The sequence below is a fragment of the Enterobacter sp. SCRI0065 genome (genome assembly GCF_059766475.1).
In genome coordinates, this window is the sequence record NZ_JCBAJB010000011.1 from 1 (window position 1) to 18247 (window position 18247).

15 protein-coding genes and 1 riboswitch are annotated in these 18247 nt (G+C 54.3%); of the genes, 7 read left to right on the forward strand and 8 right to left on the reverse strand.

Annotated features, from left to right (window positions below):
• Positions 1–239: 239 nt before the first annotated feature.
• Positions 240–1091 carry a glutamate racemase gene (gene murI, locus AC6EMZ_RS20520; protein WP_498404661.1) on the reverse strand — a complete coding sequence of 284 codons (852 nt, stop codon included), beginning with the start codon at positions 1089–1091 and terminating at the stop codon, positions 240–242.
• Positions 1036–2889: a TonB-dependent vitamin B12 receptor BtuB gene (gene btuB, locus AC6EMZ_RS20525; protein ID WP_498404662.1), complete on the reverse strand. Its 1854-nt coding sequence runs from the start codon at positions 2887–2889 to the stop codon at positions 1036–1038. Before btuB ends, murI begins: the two co-directional genes overlap by 56 nt.
• A 66-nt stretch (positions 2890–2955) precedes the next feature.
• Positions 2956–3130: riboswitch (cobalamin riboswitch) on the reverse strand.
• A 104-nt stretch (positions 3131–3234) separates the two neighbouring features.
• Between btuB and trmA the strand changes: the two genes are divergently transcribed.
• The gene (gene trmA, locus AC6EMZ_RS20530) at positions 3235–4335 is read left to right on the forward strand and encodes a tRNA (uridine(54)-C5)-methyltransferase TrmA (protein ID WP_498404663.1); all 1101 of its coding nucleotides are present in this window, start codon (positions 3235–3237) and stop codon (positions 4333–4335) included.
• 5 nt (positions 4336–4340) lie between these two features.
• Here trmA and AC6EMZ_RS20535 read toward each other — a convergent pair whose 3' ends face one another.
• Positions 4341–4700, reverse strand: coding sequence for a YijD family membrane protein (locus AC6EMZ_RS20535; RefSeq protein WP_498404665.1), 360 nt, complete (start codon positions 4698–4700; stop codon positions 4341–4343).
• Between the two features lie 3 nt (positions 4701–4703).
• A complete protein-coding gene (gene fabR / locus AC6EMZ_RS20540) occupies positions 4704–5345 on the reverse strand; it encodes an HTH-type transcriptional repressor FabR (RefSeq protein ID WP_498404666.1) in 642 nt (213 codons plus the stop codon).
• Between the two features lie 196 nt (positions 5346–5541).
• Between fabR and sthA the strand changes: the two genes are divergently transcribed.
• A complete protein-coding gene (gene sthA, locus AC6EMZ_RS20545) occupies positions 5542–6942 on the forward strand; it encodes a Si-specific NAD(P)(+) transhydrogenase (RefSeq protein WP_498404667.1) in 1401 nt (466 codons plus the stop codon).
• Here sthA and oxyR read toward each other — a convergent pair.
• The 4 genes from oxyR to argC form a co-directional block, all read right to left on the reverse strand.
• Positions 6925–7842, reverse strand: coding sequence for a DNA-binding transcriptional regulator OxyR (gene oxyR / locus AC6EMZ_RS20550; RefSeq protein WP_498404668.1), 918 nt, complete (start codon positions 7840–7842; stop codon positions 6925–6927). The genes sthA and oxyR overlap by 18 nt on opposite strands.
• 289 nt (positions 7843–8131) lie before the next feature.
• Positions 8132–9505 (reverse strand): argininosuccinate lyase, encoded by a 1374-nt coding sequence (gene argH / locus AC6EMZ_RS20555; RefSeq protein ID WP_498404670.1) that lies wholly within the window; start codon positions 9503–9505, stop codon positions 8132–8134.
• A 56-nt stretch (positions 9506–9561) separates the two neighbouring features.
• Positions 9562–10338, reverse strand: a complete 777-nt coding sequence (gene argB / locus AC6EMZ_RS20560; RefSeq protein ID WP_498404671.1) for an acetylglutamate kinase — start codon at positions 10336–10338, stop codon at positions 9562–9564.
• A gap of 6 nt (positions 10339–10344) precedes the next feature.
• Positions 10345–11349, reverse strand: coding sequence for an N-acetyl-gamma-glutamyl-phosphate reductase (gene argC / locus AC6EMZ_RS20565; protein WP_498404672.1), 1005 nt, complete (start codon positions 11347–11349; stop codon positions 10345–10347).
• A gap of 88 nt (positions 11350–11437) precedes the next feature.
• Between argC and argE the strand changes: the two genes are divergently transcribed.
• The 5 genes from argE to gldA all read left to right on the forward strand — a co-directional run bounded on the left by argE (position 11438) and on the right by gldA (position 18227).
• Positions 11438–12589, forward strand: coding sequence for an acetylornithine deacetylase (gene argE, locus AC6EMZ_RS20570; protein WP_498404674.1), 1152 nt, complete (start codon positions 11438–11440; stop codon positions 12587–12589).
• Between the two features lie 268 nt (positions 12590–12857).
• Complete coding sequence (ppc, locus tag AC6EMZ_RS20575) at positions 12858–15509, forward strand: phosphoenolpyruvate carboxylase (protein WP_498404675.1); 2652 nt, start codon at positions 12858–12860, stop codon at positions 15507–15509.
• 28 nt (positions 15510–15537) lie between these two features.
• On the forward strand, positions 15538–16320 hold the full coding sequence (locus tag AC6EMZ_RS20580) for a helix-turn-helix transcriptional regulator (protein WP_498404676.1): 783 nt from the start codon (positions 15538–15540) through the stop codon (positions 16318–16320).
• Between the two features lie 128 nt (positions 16321–16448).
• The gene (gene fsa / locus AC6EMZ_RS20585) at positions 16449–17111 is read left to right on the forward strand and encodes a fructose-6-phosphate aldolase (RefSeq protein WP_498404677.1); all 663 of its coding nucleotides are present in this window, start codon (positions 16449–16451) and stop codon (positions 17109–17111) included.
• Positions 17112–17123: 12 nt separating this feature from the next.
• The gene (gene gldA / locus AC6EMZ_RS20590; protein WP_498404679.1) at positions 17124–18227 is read left to right on the forward strand and encodes a bifunctional L-1,2-propanediol dehydrogenase/glycerol dehydrogenase; all 1104 of its coding nucleotides are present in this window, start codon (positions 17124–17126) and stop codon (positions 18225–18227) included.
• Positions 18228–18247: the final 20 nt, after the last annotated feature.

Genomic DNA, 18247 nt, shown 5'->3' on the forward strand with positions numbered 1-18247 from the left:
CAGTGCAACGCGGCTTTCGCTCACCGTTGCGAGGTCCCGTATAATACGTTTTCCTCATTCAGAGTCAAGCGTTTATTTTCGCTTTTCTCTGCTGGCGTTCATCTCTGAACCCCGCTAACCCGGCGGCCTGTAAGCCGTTGTTCCGTGTCAGTGGAGGCGCATTATAGGGAGTTCTCAGACGTTGACAACCCCTCTTTTAAAAAAAACTTTCAACCGTCTCTTTTTTGCGCAAAACCACGCTAAAGTGCGAGTTTTTCGAGCGTTTCAAAGCCATAACGCTGTAAAACGGGTAAAAGTTGCTCAGTCTCTGCCGTGAGCGCCATACAAAAAGCGATATTTGCATCAGAAGATGTTGCATCTGGCGCTTCATGCTCAAGTAACCAGGCCGTACGGCGGGCGATGGCCGCGCCGGAATCCACCAGCCGAGTGCCTTCTGGCAGCACCGCCAGCAGCTCTTCCTGTAATAGAGGAAAGTGGGTGCAACCTAATACCACCGTATCCGGTGGTTCAGGCATACGCAGCCAAGGGCGCAGAATACGACGCAGCTCTTCCAGCGGCACGGGTTCGCCATGCAGTTTCGCTTCAGCCATTTCCACCAGTTCAGCAGATCCCAACATGGCAATCTGACATTCATTCGCGAAGCGGGCGATCAGCTCACGTGTATAAGGACGCTTTACCGTTCCACGCGTCGCGAGCAATCCAACGATGCCATTTGCTGTCAGGCGCGCAGCAGGCTTAATGGCGGGAACGACGCCCACAACCGGGAAAGGAAATTTGTCGCGCAAGGCGGGAAGGGAAACCGTGCTCGCCGTATTGCAGGCGATGACCGCGAGTGCTAAAGGGTAGCGCGCCTGGACAGCCGTGACGATTTCAACGACGCGTTCGACAATAAAGTCCTCGCTCTTTTCTCCGTAGGGAAAAGCCACATTATCGAACGCATAGATATAGTGGAGATTCGGCAGGAGATGCCGAATCTCGTCATAAACCGAAAGCCCACCGACGCCGGAGTCAAACACCAGCACGGTGGGACGCGGATTAGAAGGTGTAGCTGCCAGACAAGGTGTATTCCCGTCCTGCAGTTTGGTAGCCATAAACTGTCTCGTAATCTTTATCGAACAGGTTAGCTATTTTACCACGAACTGTGAGATGTGAGGTGACAGGATACGAAACTGCGGCATCCCACAGACTTACACCGCCCAATTGCACGCGCTGGGAGGTATACGTGTTTGGGTCATATGCGACATCATAACGGGTACCGAGATAGCGGTACGCCAGGTTCCAGTCGAGATCCCAGACCTGCCAGTCCAGCTGATACTTCACCTGTTGCTTAGAGCGACGCGCGAGCACTTCGTCTGTTTTCGCATTGCGTGGATCAACATAATCGTAAGATATCTGATGGCCGACCGGTCCAGTATCGAACTGAGCGGTCGCTTCCACGCCTTTAATTCGCGCTTCACCCACATTGTAATAGCGGAAGGTGCGCGGGTCGCTGCTGATCAGATTATCGACATCGTTACGGTAGCCCGTCACGCGCCAGGTCACTGGGCCAGTCAAACCTTCAAAGCCACCTTCCCATTGCTTGCTTTCCTCAGGCTTGAGGTCAGGGTTGCCATAGGTTGCACTGTGGATCTGGCTCATGGTTGGCGCTTTGTACGCTGTACCGTAAGAACCTATGATGCGGTAGCCTTCAACAAACTCCCACGCCGCACTGGTTTGCCAGGTGCCATGATTGCCAAAGTTGGAGTTGTCATCATTACGCGCTGCCGCTTCTAACGTCACGCTATCAAATTGCTGCATGGCAGAAAGGAAGACGCCCGTATTGCGCTGCTCGTAGCCTTTTTCCAGATAGCCCGTTCCTGCCTGAGTTTTCTGTTTTTGCCAGTCGAGCCCCGCGCCGATGCTGCCGTGGCCGACAGTAAAGGTGTTCAGCCATTGCGTGGTGTACTGCTTCACATCATCGGTGGTGGCGGAATCAGCGTAACGCCCTTTTTTCGGGTCATAGTTCTGATCTTTACTGCGACCGTAACCGGCCACCAATTGGGACTGATAAATCCCCTGGCTATAGCGCAAGCCGGTATCCCAGTTTTGGCTGTAGAGCTGACGGGTATCCGGTCTGCCATCGATCATGAAGTTTGCGTCATAGTGATCGTAGCCGTCATAGGCGGTACGGTTGTCGTAGCCAAAGCCACGGAAGAACCCACTCACGCTGTCGGTAATCTGCTGTTCAACCGAGCCATAAAGCGACTTACTCATAAAACCATCACGATCCGGCTGACGTGGCGCATCCTTCGCATCAATGTCAAAACCACGCGTGTAAGTGTAGTTACCCGCCATGGTGATTTTGGTTTTATCGAACACCTGCTGGAATGAGCCATCGTAAGTCTGATAGCCCTTTGAGCCGACGCCTGCAGTAATTTCAGCGCCCGGTTTATCGCGCCCGGTAATAATGTTGATGACACCGCCAATCGCATCAGAACCATACAATGCCGAACGCGGCCCACGGATGTATTCAATACGCTGGATAAGAGAAACGGGGATTTGACTGAGATCCGCGACGTTACTGATCCCCGCGTTGTTCAATGGAATACCGTCAATCAGCACCAGAACATGGCGAGATTCAGTCCCACGAATAAAGGTCGAGGAGGTAGCACCCATACCACCGCTTTGCGCGATATCCACGCCCGGTAGACGTTGCATCACTTCCACAACGCTTTTTGCCTGCCAACGTTCGATATCTTCACGCGTGACCACAGAGGTCGGCGCCAGGACGGTGTTCGCCGGCTGCTCAAAACGGTTTGCTGTCACCACCATCGAATCAGCGCTATCCTGCGCCCAGCCCGAAAATGCCGTGACGGACAGTGCCGTCATCAGCGATACTTTTTTAATCATTGTTAAAGCATCCACAATATAAGAAGGATGCCGCAGGCGTCATCTATAGCACGCGATGATGAAACCAAATGCGACGTGATTCCGGCAGGTCTTCGGGCTTGGTGGCGTGTGTGGATGAAGACTTCCCGCTTTCACAGTGTCTACAACTCTCATCCCGCCAATCTTTACCGCTGCGCGTCAGCTCCAGATTCGCACTGGATTCCCTTTTCACTTAAAGGAGACCGGAAACAGAATGCTACAATTAGAAACGTATGGATGTCCAGATAGCTATGCATCATTAAATCTGGACATCCCCTGTACAGTGCTTACAATCCCCGCGAAATTCTTTACCACTCAGGACGCATCATGACCCCCGAACACCTCCCGACAGAACAGTACGACGCGCAGCTGGCAGAAAAAGTTGTCCGCCTGCAAAGTATGATGACGCCTTTCGCGGCGCCCGTTCCAGAGGTGTTTCGCTCACCGGTCAGCCACTACCGCATGCGTGCTGAGTTCCGTATTTGGCACGACGGCGACGACCTGTATCACATCATTTTCGATCAGCAAACCAAATCACGCATCCGCGTTAATACTTTCCCGGCGGCTAGCGAATTAATTAATCAATTGATGACGCTGATGATTGAGGGCGTTCGCGATAACCCTGTGCTGCGTCATAAGCTGTTCCAGATTGACTACCTGACCACGCAAAGCAATCAGGCGATCGTCTCCCTGCTTTATCACAAAGCACTGAGCGATGAATGGCGTCAGGAAGCCGAAAAACTGCGTGATGCGCTACGTGCGAACAACATGAATGTGCATCTGATTGGTCGCGCAACGAAAACCAAAATCATGCTCGATCAGGATTATGTTGATGAACGTCTGTCGGTGGCGGGTAAAGAGATGGTTTATCGCCAGGTAGAAAACAGCTTCACCCAACCGAATGCAGCTATGAACGTACAAATGCTGGAGTGGGCATTAAAAGCAACGGAAGGATCTACGGGCGATTTGCTCGAACTGTACTGCGGCAACGGTAACTTCTCACTGGCGCTGGCACGCAACTTCGAACGCGTTCTGGCAACCGAAATCGCCAAACCATCCGTGGCCTCCGCGCAATACAACATTGCGGCCAACCATATTGATAACGTGCAGATTATTCGCATGGCAGCAGAAGAGTTCACCCAGGCGATGAACGGCGAACGCGAATTTAACCGTTTGCAGGGAATTGATTTGAAGAGCTACCAGTGTGAAACGATTTTCGTCGATCCGCCGCGCAGCGGGCTGGACAGCGAAACCGAGAAGATGGTGCAGGCGTACCCGCGTATCTTGTATATCTCCTGCAACCCAGAAACCTTATGCAAGAATCTGGAAACATTAAGCCAGACGCACAAGGTTGAACGTCTGGCGCTATTCGATCAATTCCCGTACACGCACCATATGGAGTGTGGGGTTCTGCTAACGGCGAAATAACGCCATCATTCCGGAAGCTGGTGCTTACGGTGACGCATTTTAATGCCAATCCAGAACACCAGCGCCACAGAGAGCACGGCAGGCAGGAAGTTTGAGCCGATATCCGGATACTCCGCGCGCACTACGGTGCTATACAACAGGACACCCAGAATAAAGAACGCTGCCGCCAGACCCGGTAAACCTACCGGCATGGTGCGGTTCTGATAGCGCTGGTGCAGACAATATACCGTCAGCACCAGGGCGATAATCGGGAAAATCGAAAACGGCACAACGGAGCTAAAAACCGCGGCAAACGTGCCATTGATTGATAAGCCAGCGATCAATGCCAGCAACAACGTACCTTTATCCTGACCAGACTGTTTCATTACTCACCCTTCGTCAATTTGATGCGCCGACCTTTCTTGTTCACGGCGATACCAGTAGTAAGCCCCTTTAGAAATCATTCTCAGTTGCAATACCAGTCGCTCTTCGAGTTGTTTGCGTTGTTCAACGCCCACATCCAGTGCTTCGGCACCCGCACTGAAGACAATTGTCACCATCGCCTCGGCCTGCGCTTCCGTGAAGGCACGCGGCATATGGTTTTCGATTTCGAGATAGTCGGCAAGTTCCGCAATAAAATGTTGAATTTCGCGCACCACAGCGGCACGAAACGCGGCAGAGGTTCCCGAACGTTCACGTAGCAGCAGACGAAATGCGTTGGGGTTGTTACCGATAAATTCCATAAAGGTCGAGACCGACGTACGAATCACGCTCCCGCCTTTGGCGATACGCTGGCGCGCCTGGCGCATCAACTGGCGTAGCATCAGGCCGCTCTCATCCACCATGGTCAGGCCCAGCTCATCGACGTCACGAAAATGACGATAGAAGGACGTTGGCGCAATCCCGGCCTCACGCGCTACTTCGCGCAGGCTCAAACTGGCAAAACTGCGCTCAGCGCTCAGTTGACTGAATGCCGCTTCCACCAGCGAACGCCGGGTTTTCTCTTTTTGTTGTGCTCTTACGCCCATCACAATAGTTGAATCCTTCCAAAGGCCTTAAGGCACTATACCAGAGAATAAAATTAATCTGTTTGTGGAGCTTTGTGAATGATTGTTTACGCGCGGTTTGTGCTCCACAGCCCGAAAAGAGCACAACGATAATTGGGTTATCCTGCCAATGATGTTACTATTCTGTTGCTTTTATGTATAAGAACAGGTAAGCCTTGCCATGTCACATTCCTACGATTACGACGCAATTGTTATTGGTTCCGGCCCCGGCGGCGAAGGTGCTGCTATGGGGCTGGTTAAGCAGGGAGCCCGAGTAGCCGTCATTGAGCGCTACCATAATGTTGGCGGCGGTTGCACCCACTGGGGCACCATCCCTTCAAAAGCCCTCCGCCACGCCGTTAGCCGCATTATCGAATTTAATCAGAACCCTCTTTACAGCGACCATACCCGACTTCTTCGATCGTCCTTTGCCGACATCCTCAATCATGCTGACACCGTCATTAATCAGCAAACGCGGATGCGCCAGGGATTTTACGAGCGTAACCACTGTGAAATTCTGCAGGGCGACGCGCACTTTGTAGACGAGCACACGCTGGCGCTGAAATGCCACGACGGCTCCGTCGAGACGATTACCGCCGAGAAATTCGTTATCGCCTGCGGTTCACGCCCTTATCACCCAGACGACGTCGATTTTTCGCACCCGCGCGTGTACGACAGCGACTCCATCCTGAGCTTGCAACATGAGCCACGCCATGTGTTGATTTACGGCGCGGGCGTCATTGGTTGCGAATACGCGTCGATCTTCCGTGGAATGGAAGTCAAAGTCGATTTGATTAACACCCGCGATCGCCTGCTGGCGTTTCTCGATCAGGAGATGTCCGATTCGCTCTCGTACCATTTCTGGAACAGCGGCGTGGTCATTCGCCACAACGAAGAGTACGAGAAAATCGAAGGCTGCGATGACGGTGTGATCATGCACTTGAAATCCGGCAAGAAGCTAAAAGCTGACTGTCTGCTGTATGCCAACGGTCGAACCGGTAACACCGACTCACTGGCGCTGGAAAACATCGGTTTAGCCACCGACAGCCGTGGCCAGTTGAAGGTCAACAGCCTGTACCAGACGGCACTTCCGCATATTTACGCTGTGGGCGATGTGATTGGCTATCCGAGTCTGGCCTCTGCCGCTTACGATCAGGGCCGCATTGCCGCGCAGGCGCTGGTGAAGGGCGAAGCGAACACTCATCTTATCGAAGACATTCCGACGGGCATTTACACCATTCCGGAAATCAGCTCAGTCGGGAAAACCGAGCAACAGCTGACGTCAATGAAAGTGCCTTACGAGGTGGGTCGTGCTCAGTTTAAGCATCTGGCTCGGGCACAAATCGTGGGTATGAGCGTGGGCACGCTAAAGATTTTGTTCCATCGCGAGACGAAAGAGATCCTCGGCATTCACTGCTTCGGTGAACGCGCGGCGGAAATCATTCATATCGGCCAGGCGATCATGGAACAAAAAGGTGGCGGTAACACTATCGAGTACTTCGTTAACACCACCTTTAACTACCCGACCATGGCAGAAGCCTATCGGGTAGCCGCGCTGAACGGCTTAAACCGCCTGTTTTAACGCGCTGTCGAAATGGCCATCCATCGAGCTGCGGATGGCCTCTGCCAACTGCTCATAGCGGCTGCGCAGCGGTGATCCCGGGCGATAGACCAGGCCAATAGTGCGACGCGGCTCAGGCTTGATGCACGGCAGATAAACGACGCCATCACGCTTGCGCTCATTTGGCACCGCCAGGGCAGGCAGCAGCGTAATACCACTTCCCGCCGCCACCATATTACGCAGCGTTTCAAGGCTGGTTGCGCGGAAGTGCGTATCTTCATCGGCACCCGCTTCAAAGCAGAAACCCATCGCCTGATCGCGCAGGCAGTGCCCGTCTTCGAGCATCAACAGTTTTTCACCCGCCAGATCGGACATCGGCACGCGATCTCGATTGGCCCACGGGTGATCTTCATAGATCGCCAGCATCATCGGCTCATCAAACAGCGGCACTTCGATAAAGGCTTCACTCTCTTTGACCAATGCCAGAATCACACAGTCGAGTTTGCCGCTATCCAACTGCGCCAGCAGCTGATGGGTTTGGGCTTCATGCAGGTACATTTCGAGTTTCGGGAAGGTCTGATGCAGCATCGGAATGATTTGCGGCAACAGATACGGGCCAACGGTTGGGATCAGGCCGATATGCAGCGGGCCGGACATTGCCTCCCCCTGCTGGCTTGCCATTTCCTTGAGCACTTTGACCTCGCGCAGCACGGTGCGCGCCTGATCCACCAGCAGCAAACCGGCCTGGGTGAACAGCACTTTACGACTGGTGCGCTCCAGTAGCATCACGCCCAGCTCATCCTCTAGCTTGCGGATCTGCCCGCTCAGCGTGGGTTGGCTAACGTGGCAGGAATCTGCCGCGCGGCGAAAATGACGATGTTCTGCAAGTGCGACCAGGTATTCAAGATCACGAATATTCATTATTCATCCTCCGTCGCCATGATAGTTCATGGCGATAGATAGCATAGCAACGAACGATTATCCCTATCAAGGGTTCTGTTGAATAATACACCACATAGACGAGGCGGTTCTGTTTGACCCTTGAAGTTCCTGCCGAGTCAGAAGAGTTTCTCTCAAACTCGAACAACTAAAGCCAACGTGAACTTTTGCGGACCCCGTGGTCCGCTTTTTTTTGCGTAAAAAAGCCAGCTCATGGCTGGCTCATTATCAGTATGTTGGGTCAGCGAGGTGCCACCCGGGGCGACAAGATTCAGACTAAACGTTGTTTCGCATCCGCAATCGCCTGCGCAACTTGCTTCGGCGATACGCCGCCTTTTGCTGCGCGCTTATCCAGACAGGATTGCAGTGCAAGAATCGGATAAACGTCATCGCCAATCACCGCGCTAAATTTTTGCAGGTCGGCAAGCGGCAAGTCTTCCAGCGGTTTGCCCTGACGAATGGCTTCAACCACCGCTTCGCCCACGATATGGTGCGCTTCACGGAACGGTATCCCCTTCGCGACCAGATAATCGGCCAGTTCGGTAGAGTTCGCATAGCCCTGCTGCGCGGCTTCCTGACAACGCGGGCGTTTCACCTGAATACCATCCAGCACCAGTGCGCCCATATGCAGACAATCCAGCCAGGTGTCGAGCGCGTCGAACAACCCTTCTTTATCTTCCTGCATATCTTTGTTGTACGCCAACGGCAGACCTTTCAAGGTCATCATCATGCCCGTCAACGCACCCTGTACGCGGCCACACTTGCCACGGATAAGCTCCAGCGCATCCGGGTTTTTCTTCTGTGGCATCAGGGATGAACCCGACGTCACACGGTCGGACAGCTCAACAAAACCGGCTTCGCCAGAGTTGAAGAAAATCAAATCTTCGGCAAAGCGCGACAAATGCACCATCCCGATAGAGGCGTTAGACAGCAGTTCCAGCACGTGATCGCGATCCGATACGCTATCCAGGCTATTGCGGGTGGCGGAGGCAAAGCCTAACCAGCCCGCCAGCTGTTCGCGATCGATTTCATATGCGGTACCGGCCAGCGCACCGCTGCCCAGCGGGCTTACGTCCAGACGCTTCAGGGTATCCTGCAAACGGCTTTCATCGCGGGCTAACATTTCAACGTAGGCCAGACACCAGTGAGCAAACGTCACCGGCTGCGCGCGTTGCAGGTGGGTATAACCCGGCATCACCGCATCCTGATTGCTCTGCGCAGTTTCAACCAGTGCGTTCTGTAGCTGGCGGTTTGCCGACAGCAGTTCCACCACGGTGTCTTTACACCACAGCTTGAGATCGGTCGCGACCTGGTCGTTACGACTACGGCCCGTGTGGAGTTTTTTACCCAACTGGCCCACTTTGTCGATCAGCTTACCTTCTACCCAGCTATGAATATCTTCAGCATCACTTTCAAGAATTTGCTGCGGATTCAGGCGAACCTCTTCCAGCAAATTGTTCAACGCCTCTTCCAGCTGTACTTGCTCATCGGCGGTCAGTACACCTACGGTGACCAGCGCTTTAGACCAGGCCACAGAGCCGACGATATCCTGTTCGGCCAGGCGGTAGTCGAAGCGCAAAGAGTCATTGAACTGTTTGAACCGCTGATCCGCTGCCTGTGTAAAACGCCCACCCCAAAGTGCCATAACATGCTTCCTTAAATTCGTTTAATGTTACCCCTCTCATGAGGGGGTAAAAATTTTTACGCCAAAATACGCGTGCCGATCGGCGTGCCGTTAAACAGCGCGGGCAGTTGCTCTGCGTGACGCCACGAGGCGATATCGACCGGGCGGCCCAGCGTGCGTGCGGCATCCAGCGCTGCATTCACTTTTACGATCATGCCGTCGGTAATAATGCCCTGCGAGATCAGCTGCTCGGCTTTGGCGGCGGTCATTTCAGCGATGCGCTGACCTTTACCATCCAGAATCCCGCTCACATCCGAGAGCAGAATCAAATCTGCGCCCAGGGTGGCGGCAAGCGCCGTCGCGGCCTGATCGGCATTCACGTTCATCAGTTGCCCTTCTTCGGTCACACCGATAGAGCTCACCACCGGCAGGAAACCGCCTTCCAGCAGCGTATTAATCAGTTTAGGCGAACCCGGTTTTGCCAGGCCAACGTGACCGAGTTCTTCATCGAGCTGAGTCACGCTGACGCTATCGCCGTCGCCGAGATACAGGCCGACGGAGGCGATATTATGCTTCTTCGCCCATGACAGCAGCGTTTTGTTGGCCGTTCCCGCCAGCGCGCCGGTAATGATGTCAATCTGATCGGCAGGCGTCACGCGCAGGCCATTTTTCTTTTTCACCGGCAGATTTAAGCCTTTCATCAGCTCATCCACCACGCAGCCGCCGCCATGCACAATCACCAACGGACGTTGATGTGATTCACGATAGTCGACCAGCGCGGTAAAAAGACGCTCAAGCGCTTCTTCGCTGTCCAGCAGTACGCCACCGAGTTTGATAATTAATGGATTCATCATCACACCTTAAATAAGAGACTGGGTTTCGGCGTAGCCAAAACGAATATTTGCACACTGCATGGCCTGGGCCGCAGCGCCTTTAAGTAAGTTATCTTCTGCGGCAACCACGATCAGGTGCTCGCCCTGAACGGCGAACCCGATATCGCAGAACGGCAGACCGACCACATTTTTCAGCGCCGGAAGGCCCTTGTCGTACAGACGTACCAGCGGTTTATTGGCATACGCTTGTGTAAAGACGTCAGCCACCTGTTCTTTTGTCACGCCCGGCTTCAGGCGGCAGGTGATGGTTTCCAGAATCCCGCGCGGGAAGCTGCCCAGATGCGGCGTAAAAATAACGTCCGCGCCCAGATGCGTGGTGATTTCCGGATGATGACGGTGATTAAACACGCCGTAAGGCTGGAGGCTCACCTCGCAGAAGCTATTAGCAATGGCCGCCTTGCGCCCGGCACCGCTCACGCCGCTGGTCGCGTTGATCACTGGCCATTGGTTAAGATCCAGCAGGTCGGCGTCGATCAGCGGTTTAAGCGAAAGCTGCGCCGCCGTCGGATAACAGCCCGGCACGGCAATCAAATTGGCTTCTTTTATCTTGTCGTCGTTCCACTCGGCCAGACCGTAAACCGCCTGCTCAAGCAAATCGGCATGCTGGTGAGTGAAACCATAATATTTCTCATAGAACGCACTATCGTTAACGCGGAACGCACCGGAAAGATCGAACACCACGCAACCCGCTGCCAGAAACTGCGGGGCCAGGTCATGGCTCACTTCATGCGCGGTGGCCAGAAACACCACATCCACGCCGCCCGCAAACTCGCTGATATCGGACATTGGCTGCAGCGGAAGGTCGACGATCCCCCTAAGCTGCGGATGTAAATCGGAAATTAACTTTCCCGCATCATTGCTTTGCGCTGACACAGTCAAAGCGGTTATGGTCATATGAGGATGGCGATTCACGTAGCTTACAAGCTCTGCGCCCGCATAACCGCTAGCGCCCACAATCAGCGTATTCAACATCGGGTTCCTTTACGATCAACGTTAGTGTATTTTTATTCACATTTAGTGCATGAATATTGATACTATCACGACCTAAGGTATGTCAACAATGAAAATGAATTTACCACCCTTTATCGAGATTTACCGCGCCCTGATTGCCACGCCGTCCATCAGCGCGACCGAAGAAGCGCTCGATCAGAGCAATGAGTCTTTAATCACTATGCTGGCTGGCTGGTTTAGCGATCTTGGCTTTAAGGTGGAAGTTCAACCCGTTCCAGGAACCCGTCATAAATTCAATCTGCTCGCGAGTACCGGTGAGGGTTCAGGCGGCCTGTTACTGGCAGGTCACACTGATACCGTTCCGTTCGACGATGGCCGCTGGACGCGCGATCCGTTTACCCTGACCGAACACGACGGCAAGCTTTACGGTCTGGGCACCGCCGACATGAAAGGCTTTTTTGCCTTTATTCTCGACGCGCTACGTGACGTAGACGTGAAGACGCTGAAAAAACCGCTCTATATTCTGGCCACCGCCGACGAAGAGACCAGCATGGCTGGCGCACGCTATTTCTCTGAAAATACGGCGATCCGCCCGGACTGCGCCATTATCGGCGAGCCCACGTCCCTGCAACCGATTCGCGCCCACAAAGGCCATATCTCTACCGCGGTGCGTGTGCTGGGCCAGTCCGGCCACTCCAGCGATCCGGCGCGCGGCGTGAATGCCATTGAACTGATGCACGACGCCATTGGCCGCATCATGCAGCTACGTGACTCGCTAAAAGAGCGTTATCACCACGATTCATTCACAGTGCCGTACCCAACGTTAAACCTCGGCAGCCTGCACGGTGGCGATGCGTCTAACCGCATCTGCGCCTGCTGTGAGCTGCACATGGATATCCGCCCGCTGCCGGGGATGACGCTAAGCGATCTCGATGGCCTGCTGACGGAAGCGCTAGCCCCCGTGAGCGAACGCTGGCCGGGTCGCCTGACGGTATCCGAGCTGCACCCACCGATTCCAGGTTACGAATGCCCCCCTGACCACCAGCTCGTTCAGGTCGTGGAAAAACTGCTCGGCGAAAAAACTGACGTGGTGAACTACTGCACCGAAGCGCCGTTTATTCAGACGCTGTGCCCGACGCTGGTGCTGGGTCCAGGCTCTATCAATCAGGCCCACCAGCCGGATGAATACCTGGAAACCCGCTTTATTAAGCCGACGCGCGAGTTAATTACGCAGGTTGTGCATCATTTCTGCTGGCATTAAAACTGTTTCTCCCGTCACCCTAACCCCAGAGGGTTAGGGTGACGGGAGTCAAAATCCCATGATCCCCATCACATTCCCATAAGCATCTCTTATCTGACGCGAAGTGAATTAAATTTCGTAAATTGCCCACATTTATTCGTTTGCTGAACCGTTTTCGCAGCAATTGACGACGGGGGTTTTACGTGGCTTTATAAAGGGAGATGACAAAATAATGTCCAAAAGATTTCCGACTGGGCATAAACAAAAATGATGGGGTGATTGGGTTTTTATGAACGAACAATATTCCGCGTTGCGTAGTAATGTCAGTATGCTCGGCAAAGTGCTGGGAGATACCATTAAGGATGCGCTGGGAGAGAACATTCTCGACCGCGTTGAAACCATCCGTAAGCTGTCGAAATCCTCCCGAGCAGGAAACGAAGCCAATCGCCAGGAGTTGCTCACCACGCTGCAAAACCTGTCCAATGATGAGCTGCTGCCCGTTGCTCGCGCGTTCAGCCAGTTCCTGAATCTGGCAAACACCGCTGAGCAATACCATAGCATTTCGCCAAAAGGCGAAGGTGCCAGCAACCCGGAAGTGATTGCCCAGACGCTCAGAAAGCTGAAAGACCAGCCCGATCTTAACGAAGCCACCATTAAAAAAGCGGTCGAATCGCTTTCTCTGGAGCTGGTACTCACCGCACACCCTACCGAAATCACTCGCCGCACCCTGATCCACAAAATGGGTGAAGTGAATAGCTGCCTTAAGCAGTTGGATAACAAAGAGATTGCTGACTACGAACGCAACCAGCTGATGCGTCGTCTGCGCCAGCTTATTGCGCAGTCATGGCACACCGATGAAATCCGCAAGTATCGCCCAAGCCCGGTTGACGAAGCCAAATGGGGCTTTGCGGTCGTTGAAAACAGCCTGTGGGAAGGCGTGCCGAACTATCTGCGCGAGCTGAACGAACAGCTGGAAGAGAACCTCGGCTATCGCCTGCCGGTCGATTTTGTGCCGGTGCGTTTCACCTCCTGGATGGGCGGTGACCGCGACGGTAACCCGAACGTCACCGCTGACATCACCCGCCACGTGCTGCTGCTGAGCCGCTGGAAAGCCACCGACCTGTTCCTGAAAGACATTCAGATTTTGATTTCCGAGCTGTCGATGGTCGATGCCACACCGGAACTGCTTGAACTCGTTGGTGAAGCCGGTGCAACCGAGCCTTACCGCTTCCTGCTTAAAAACCTGCGCGGCCAGCTGATGGCGACTCAAACCTGGCTGGAAGCCCGCCTGAAGGGCCAGCGCCTGCCGAAGCCAGTGGGCTTGCTGAGTCAAAACGAACAGCTGTGGGATCCGCTATACGCCTGTTACCAGTCGCTACAGGCGTGCGGCATGGGCATCATCGCTAACGGTGAACTGCTCGACACCCTGCGCCGCGTGAAGTGTTTCGGCGTACCGCTGGTGCGTATCGACGTGCGCCAGGAAAGTACCCGTCACACCGAAGCGCTGGGTGAACTGACGCGCTATCTCGGCATTGGCGACTATGAAAGCTGGTCAGAAGCCGACAAGCAGGCCTTCCTGATCCGCGAACTGAATTCAAAACGCCCGCTTCTGCCGCGCAGCTGGGAGCCAAGCGAAGAAACGCGCGAAGTGCTCAATACCTGCAAAGCGATCGTCGACGCGCCGAAAGGATCGGTCGCCGCCTACGTGATCTCCATGGCGAAGACTCCGTCCGACGTTCTGGCCGTTCACCTGTTGTTAAAAGAGGCCGGTATCAGTTTTGCGCTGCCGGTTGCCCCACTGTTTGAAACCCTCGACGACCTGAACAACGCCAACGACGTGATGACCCAGTTGTTGAATATCGACTGGTATCGCGGCTTTATCCAGGGCAAACAGATGGTCATGATTGGCTATTCAGACTCGGCGAAAGACGCAGGCGTGATGGCGGCATCCTGGGCGCAGTATCAGGCACAGGATGCGCTGATCAAAACCTGCGAGAAAGCCGGTATCGAGCTGACCCTGTTCCACGGTCGCGGCGGTTCTATTGGTCGCGGTGGCGCACCTGCTCATGCAGCATTGCTCTCCCAACCGCCTGGCAGCCTGAAGGGCGGCCTGCGCGTCACCGAACAGGGCGAAATGATTCGCTTTAAATACGGCCTGCCGGAAGTGACTATCAGCAGCCTGTCGCTCTACACCAGCGCGATTCTGGAAGCGAACCTGTTGCCACCGCCGGAACCGAAAGATGCCTGGCGTCATATCATGGACGAGCTGTCAGATATCTCATGCGATCTGTACCGCGGCTACGTGCGTGAAAACAAAGATTTCGTGCCTTATTTCCGCTCGGCCACGCCGGAGCAGGAGCTCGGCAAACTGCCGCTGGGTTCTCGTCCAGCTAAACGTCGTCCAACCGGTGGCGTTGAATCTCTGCGCGCTATCCCCTGGATCTTCGCCTGGACACAAAACCGTCTGATGCTACCAGCCTGGCTGGGCGCGGGCGCGGCGCTGCAAAAAGTGGTGGAAGATGGTAAGCAAAGCGAGCTTGAGACGATGTGCCGCGACTGGCCGTTCTTCTCCACTCGCCTGGGCATGCTTGAGATGGTGTTCTCTAAGGCCGATTTGTGGCTGGCAGAATACTACGATCAGCGTCTGGTGAAGCCGGAGCTGTGGACGTTAGGCAAAGAGCTGCGTGAACTGCTGGAAGGCGACATCAAAGTCGTTCTGGCTATCGCCAACGACTCTCACCTGATGGCCGATCTGCCGTGGATTGCCGAGTCTATCCAGTTGCGTAACATCTACACCGATCCGTTGAACGTTCTACAGGCAGAACTGCTGTACCGTTCGCGTAAGGCGGAAGAAGAAGGTCAGGAACCGGACCCACGCGTTGAACAAGCGCTGATGGTGACGATTGCAGGCGTTGCGGCAGGCATGCGTAATACCGGCTAATCACGTGTTTCGGGACATCCTCACTAAAATGATAAGCGGCGACATGCCGCTTTATCATATTCACTTTGCCAGCGATCGGAGCCTGGTGAGTGAGGACCACTCCCCCGTTCCCCGTCTTGAGATTGTGCTGGAGGGCGAAGCGGGTGTATTACACGCCCACAACGCTCTTTTTATCCCAGCGGGTGGAAAGCTATTGCGGCCTGGCAAAACGTCCGTCACCCTGCTTTCCCTTCTGTTTGGTAAACAGCAATTAACCCTGCTTCACCAGAATATCGACAACCATGCAAACCACTGTCTGACGCAACATCATGTCGCCCGACGCGGCCCGCGCATCGGTTCGTTCTTACTTCATACGCTGACTGAATTGCAGATGCAGCCAGAGGCACAGGAGACAGCCCGTCTGGTGGTGTTGAGCTTACTCAGCCATTGTCGCGACCTGCTTGGCAGCGACATCCATACGGCTAGCCGTAGTCAGGTACTTTTCGACGCTATTCGGACCCATATTGAAGAAAATTATGCTTCGGCGCTCACGCGTGAATCGGTCGCCCTCGCATTTTATATCTCGCCGAATTACCTCTCGCATCTTTTTCAACATACCGGCGGCGTTGGATTTAACGAATATCTGACACGAACACGCCTTGAACATGCCCGCCAGTTACTGAAAGGATATGACCTGAACGTCAAAGCGATCGCGCATGCCTGCGGTTTTACTGACAGTAACTATTTCTGCCGTCTATTTCGCAAACACACTGAACGCTCCCCGTCCGAATACCGCCGCCAATATCACAGCCAAATTACGGCTAAAAACTAGCATTGTGATCGCCCTCGCACTTCGCTAAGGACATTACATTTGTCCAGTATTTGGCAAAATTGACCTGTATCCCCTATCACTGGCCCCGCCTTATCCTTTACTCAGACTTGCTGACTTAAGGAATAATAATGGAACTGTACCTGGACACCGCCAACGTGGCAGAAGTTGAAAGACTGGCGCGTATTTTCCCCATTGCGGGCGTGACCACCAATCCAAGCATTGTGGCCGCAAGCCGTGAATCCATCTGGGATGTGTTACCCCGCCTTCAAAAAGCGGTCGGCCCTGAAGGCACGCTATTTGCCCAAACCATGAGCCGCGATGCCGATGGCATGGTGGCGGAAGCAAAACGTTTGAACAATGCGATGCCCGATATCGTAGTCAAAATCCCCGTCACCGCAGAAGGCCTTGCCGCGATCAAAGTGCTGAAGAGAGAAGGCATTACGACGCTCGGCACCGCCGTTTATAGCGCCGCACAAGGCTTACTCGCCGCGCTGGCAGGCGCAAAGTACGTCGCACCCTATGTTAACCGCGTGGACGCACAAGGCGGAGACGGTATCCGTATGGTGCAGGAGCTGCAATCCCTGCTGGAACTGCACGCGCCGGGTAGCAAGGTGCTGGCGGCCAGCTTTAAAACACCGCGTCAGGCGCTCGACTGCCTGCTCGCCGGATGTGAAGCCATCACGCTTCCGTTAGATGTAGCGCAACAAATACTCGGCACGCCCGCGGTAGAGTCGGCTATAGAGAAGTTTGAACAAGACTGGAAGAACGCGTTTGGTAACCTCAATCTCTAAAGGAGACACGTTATGGACCGTATTATTCAATCGCCCGGTAAATATATTCAGGGTGCTGATGCTCTTACTCGTCTGGGCGACTATCTAAAACCGCTGGCAAAACGCTGGCTGGTGGTCGGTGATAAATTTGTGCTTGGATTTGCCGAAGAGACGTTACGCCAAAGTTTCAAAAATGCAGAACTTCATATCGAAATCGCGCCATTCGGCGGCGAATGTTCACAAAACGAAATTGATAGATTAAGAAAACTGGCAGATAGTGCAGACTGCATGGCCGTTTTGGGGATCGGCGGTGGGAAAACGCTTGATACCGCCAAGGCGCTTGCCCACTTTATGGATGTGCCCGTCGCCATTGCGCCCACAATTGCGTCTACCGATGCGCCATGCAGCGCACTTTCGGTAATTTACACCGATGAGGGTGAATTCGATCGCTACCTGATGCTGCCGCATAACCCGAATATCGTCATCGTTGACACCAAAGTGGTGGCTGGTGCACCTGCACGCTTGCTGGCAGCGGGCATTGGTGATGCGCTAGCGACCTGGTTCGAAGCCCGCGCTTGCTCTCGCAGCGGCGCCACCACCATGGCGGGCGGTAAGTGCACACAAGCCGCGCTAGCGCTGGCCGAGTTGTGCTACAACACACTCGTTGAAGAGGGTGAAAAAGCGATGCTGGCGGCAGAACAGCATGTGGTTACGCCAGCACTTGAACGCATTATCGAAGCCAACACCTATCTTAGCGGTGTCGGTTTTGAAAGCGGCGGGCTGGCAGCCGCTCACGCCATTCACAACGGCCTGACGGCAATCCCGGATGCGCACCGCTTCTATCATGGTGAAAAAGTGGCATTCGGCACCCTGGCTCAACTCGTGCTGGAAAATGCGCCGGTGGAAGAGATTGAAACCGTCGCCGCACTCTGTCACAGCGTGGGTTTGCCAATTACGCTGGCACAGTTGGATATCAAAGAGGACGTTCCTGCCAAAATGCGTCTGGTGGCAGAAGCATCCTGCGTAGACGGAGAGACGATTCACAACATGCCCGGCTGCGTAACGCCGGATCAGGCATACGCAGCGCTGCTGGTAGCCGACCGATACGGCCAGCGTTTTTTGCAGGAATGGGAATAGCAAATATTGCCGTGTGACGG

Bases quoted from the DNA above. Each gene is read 5' to 3' on its own strand.
- murI (WP_498404661.1), bottom strand. From the start codon at position 1,091: ATGGCTACCAAACTGCAGGACGGGAATACACCTTGTCTGGCAGCTACA.
- btuB (WP_498404662.1), bottom strand. From the start codon at position 2,889: ATGATTAAAAAAGTATCGCTGATGACGGCACTGTCCGTCACGGCATTT.
- trmA (WP_498404663.1), top strand. From the start codon at position 3,235: ATGACCCCCGAACACCTCCCGACAGAACAGTACGACGCGCAGCTGGCA.
- AC6EMZ_RS20535 (WP_498404665.1), bottom strand. From the start codon at position 4,700: ATGAAACAGTCTGGTCAGGATAAAGGTACGTTGTTGCTGGCATTGATC.
- sthA (WP_498404667.1), top strand. From the start codon at position 5,542: ATGTCACATTCCTACGATTACGACGCAATTGTTATTGGTTCCGGCCCC.
- oxyR (WP_498404668.1), bottom strand. From the start codon at position 7,842: ATGAATATTCGTGATCTTGAATACCTGGTCGCACTTGCAGAACATCGT.
- argH (WP_498404670.1), bottom strand. From the start codon at position 9,505: ATGGCACTTTGGGGTGGGCGTTTTACACAGGCAGCGGATCAGCGGTTC.
- argB (WP_498404671.1), bottom strand. From the start codon at position 10,338: ATGATGAATCCATTAATTATCAAACTCGGTGGCGTACTGCTGGACAGC.
- argC (WP_498404672.1), bottom strand. From the start codon at position 11,349: ATGTTGAATACGCTGATTGTGGGCGCTAGCGGTTATGCGGGCGCAGAG.
- argE (WP_498404674.1), top strand. From the start codon at position 11,438: ATGAAAATGAATTTACCACCCTTTATCGAGATTTACCGCGCCCTGATT.
- ppc (WP_498404675.1), top strand. From the start codon at position 12,858: ATGAACGAACAATATTCCGCGTTGCGTAGTAATGTCAGTATGCTCGGC.
- AC6EMZ_RS20580 (WP_498404676.1), top strand. From the start codon at position 15,538: ATGATAAGCGGCGACATGCCGCTTTATCATATTCACTTTGCCAGCGAT.
- fsa (WP_498404677.1), top strand. From the start codon at position 16,449: ATGGAACTGTACCTGGACACCGCCAACGTGGCAGAAGTTGAAAGACTG.
- gldA (WP_498404679.1), top strand. From the start codon at position 17,124: ATGGACCGTATTATTCAATCGCCCGGTAAATATATTCAGGGTGCTGAT.